General features: G+C 66.5%; 4 protein-coding genes. 3 read left to right on the top strand and 1 reads right to left on the bottom strand.

The features are described from left to right. Nucleotides 1–653: MFS transporter (locus ACXJKL_RS19295; protein ID WP_457208618.1), on the top strand; the 653-nt coding region annotated here is incomplete at its 5' end. A gap of 60 nt (nt 654–713) precedes the next feature. Here the strand turns inward: ACXJKL_RS19295 and ACXJKL_RS19290 are convergent. Beyond that, entirely contained in the window at nt 714–1,088 is a 375-nt protein-coding gene (locus tag ACXJKL_RS19290; protein WP_457208617.1) for an ankyrin repeat domain-containing protein, read from the bottom strand. 87 nt (nt 1,089–1,175) lie between these two features. Between ACXJKL_RS19290 and ACXJKL_RS19285 the strand changes: the two genes are divergently transcribed. Next, on the top strand, nt 1,176–1,928 hold the full coding sequence (locus ACXJKL_RS19285) for an SDR family NAD(P)-dependent oxidoreductase (protein WP_457208616.1): 753 nt from the start codon (nt 1,176–1,178) through the stop codon (nt 1,926–1,928). 80 nt (nt 1,929–2,008) lie between these two features. After that, the coding region (locus tag ACXJKL_RS19280) for a TetR/AcrR family transcriptional regulator (protein ID WP_457208615.1) at nt 2,009–2,450 on the top strand (442 nt) is incomplete at its 3' end.

The following is a 2,450-nucleotide window of genomic DNA, read 5'->3' as shown; positions in this document are numbered from 1 at the left end:
ACCTCCGACCGTTGAAGCAGCGGTCGTTCGTCTTGTGCCTCGTCATCCTGCTGCTCGCGATGGCCGCCCTGTTCGGCGTCCTCATCCTGCTGCCGATCTACATGCAGGAGGTGCTGCACCTCGGCGCCTTCGCCGCCGGCCTGATGCTGCTCCCCGGGGGCCTGATGATGGGGCTGATCGCTCCGGCGGTCGGTCGTGTCTACGATCGCCACGGTCCGCGTCCGCTGGTGCTTCCTGCCTCGATCACGTTGATGATCTCGATCGTCATGCTGCTCTTCGCCGGTCAGAACACGGAGCCCTGGTTCATCGTCTTCTCGCACGTCATCCTGAGCCTGTCCCTGGGCATGTTGTTCACGCCCTGCATCACGTTCGCGATGGGTGCTCTGGAGCAGGACCTCTACAACCACGGCAGTGCCATCCTCAACGCGTTGCAGCAGCTCGCGGGCGCTGCAGGGACCGCACTCTTCATCGCGGTCGCGTCAGCGAAGGAGCTCGGAGAGCTCAGCGCCGGGGCCGCCGACGACGCAGCGTTGGCCAGCGGGTTCCATGCCGCAGTGATCTGCGGGGTCGTGGTGGTGGCCGTGATGATCGCAGTGTCGCTGTTCGTCAAGGGACGACCGGCGCCGGTGCCGGACGACGTCTTCATCCACTGAGGACGGGTGGGCTCTGGGTCGACAAGCCGACGCCCGCTTTCGGGTCCGGTTCGCTCAGGCTCAGACCGAGGGAAGTGTGCGGTCGAACATCTTCGCGGCGTCGCGAGCGGTCGGCGTGCCGAGCTCGAGGTCTGCGCCGAGTCGCACCAGGACGTCGATCACCTCGTCGTAGCCCTTGAACAGCGCACCCGCGAGAGCGACCTGGTCGCGGTCGTTGGTCGCGTCGACGTTGGCACCGCGCTCGGCGAGGCCGGCGACAAGCTCGGCGTGACCGTAGTAGGCGGCCAGCATGAGAAGTGTGTTGCCCTGGTGGTCGGTGAGGTCGACGGGAACACCGGAGTCGACGTACGCCAGCAGGCGTGTCGTTTCTCCGTTGCGGGCCGCGTCGAACAGCTCGAGCGCGACCTGGATCATCTCGTCGCCGGGTTCACTCATACCTGCATCCTTGCGCACTGCGAAGCAGAGTCTGACATTTATCTTAATTATTGACACGGAAGAAGGTCCGGACCTAGCGTCCGGACAATGACGGACCAGAACTTCGAAGGCCGAGTCGCGCTGATCACCGGTGCGGGTCGCGGAGTCGGCCTGGGGATCGCGCTCGAACTCGCCTCCCGAGGCGCAGCGATCGCGATCAACGACATCAGCTCCGAGCGTGCCGAAGAGGCCGTCGCGACGGTCATCGAGGCTGGTGGCAAGGCCGTCGCTGCGCCCGGAGACATCGCTGACGAGGAAGCAGTCAGGGCCATTTTCGCCAGCGCGGCCCAACTCGGCCCGGTCGACATCCTGGTCAACAACGCAGGCATCCCGCCCCAAGGCATGGGCCTGGTCCCGTTCCTCGAGGAGACCACCGCGAGCTGGAAACAGTTCGTCGACATCAACCTGTACGGCGTCGCGTTCATGACCCGGGCCGCGCTGCCCGCGATGATCGAGAGCGGCTGGGGGAGGGTCGTCACCATCGTCTCCGACTCGGGTCGCGTCGGGGATCCCAACCTCGCCATGTACGGCGCCTCGAAAGCCGCAGCCATCGCCCTGATGCGCTCGATCGCAGCCGAGGTCGGACCCCACGGCGTGACCTGCAATGCGATCAGCCTCAGCACGATCGTCATGCAGGGGATGAGCGAGGAGATGCAGGCCAAGCTGGGCAACCGCTACCCGCTCAAGCGCCTGGGTCAACCGGCCGATGTCGCCGGAGCGGTCGCCTACTTCGCCTCCTCGGCCGCCGGGTGGGTCACCGGACAGACGCTGTCGGTCAACGGCGGCAACGTCCGCATCTGATGCCACGGATGGGCGAGGCGCCGGCTCGCCAGCTCGGGGCACGTGGGATGTCGAGCGCACTGTCAGTGCAGGATGGCGCCATGGACATCGCAGGGCCAGCCGTTCGCAAGCCGTCGCAGCGGCGTGACGCGAAGGAGAACCGTGCTCGGCTGATCGATGCCTCCCGCGAGGTCTTTGGGACCCTGGGACCCGACGCGCCGCTCGAGGAGATCGCTCGTGCGGCCGGGGTCAGCCGCACGACGTTGCATCGCAATTTCGCGAGCCGCGAAGAGCTTGCCGCCGCGGTCTACGAAAGCAACTTGCTCGCCCACGAGGCGGACGCGCGCGCACTGCACGGGCAGCAGGGCGGCATCGTTGCCTACTTCGATTCGGTACTGCTGTCGCTTTCCCGGAATCTGGGAATCACCCGCGTCATGATGAGCAGGAGCGGTGGTTGGCACAGCGATCCGTCCGATCGGATGCGTGCGACCTTCGAACCGTTGCTGGCGGAAGGGGTCCGCGCCGGGGTCGTCCGTCCCGGCG

The sequence above is a fragment of the Nocardioides sp. P5_C9_2 genome (genome assembly GCF_054049555.1).
The sequence above is the reverse complement of the archived record's forward strand: the minus strand, read 5'-3'. Positions and strand labels throughout refer to the sequence as shown.

Coding starts and splice junctions, on each gene's coding strand:
- ACXJKL_RS19290 (WP_457208617.1), bottom strand. CDS start 1,088: ATGAGTGAACCCGGCGACGAGATGATCCAGGTCGCGCTCGAGCTGTTC.
- ACXJKL_RS19285 (WP_457208616.1), top strand. CDS start 1,176: ATGACGGACCAGAACTTCGAAGGCCGAGTCGCGCTGATCACCGGTGCG.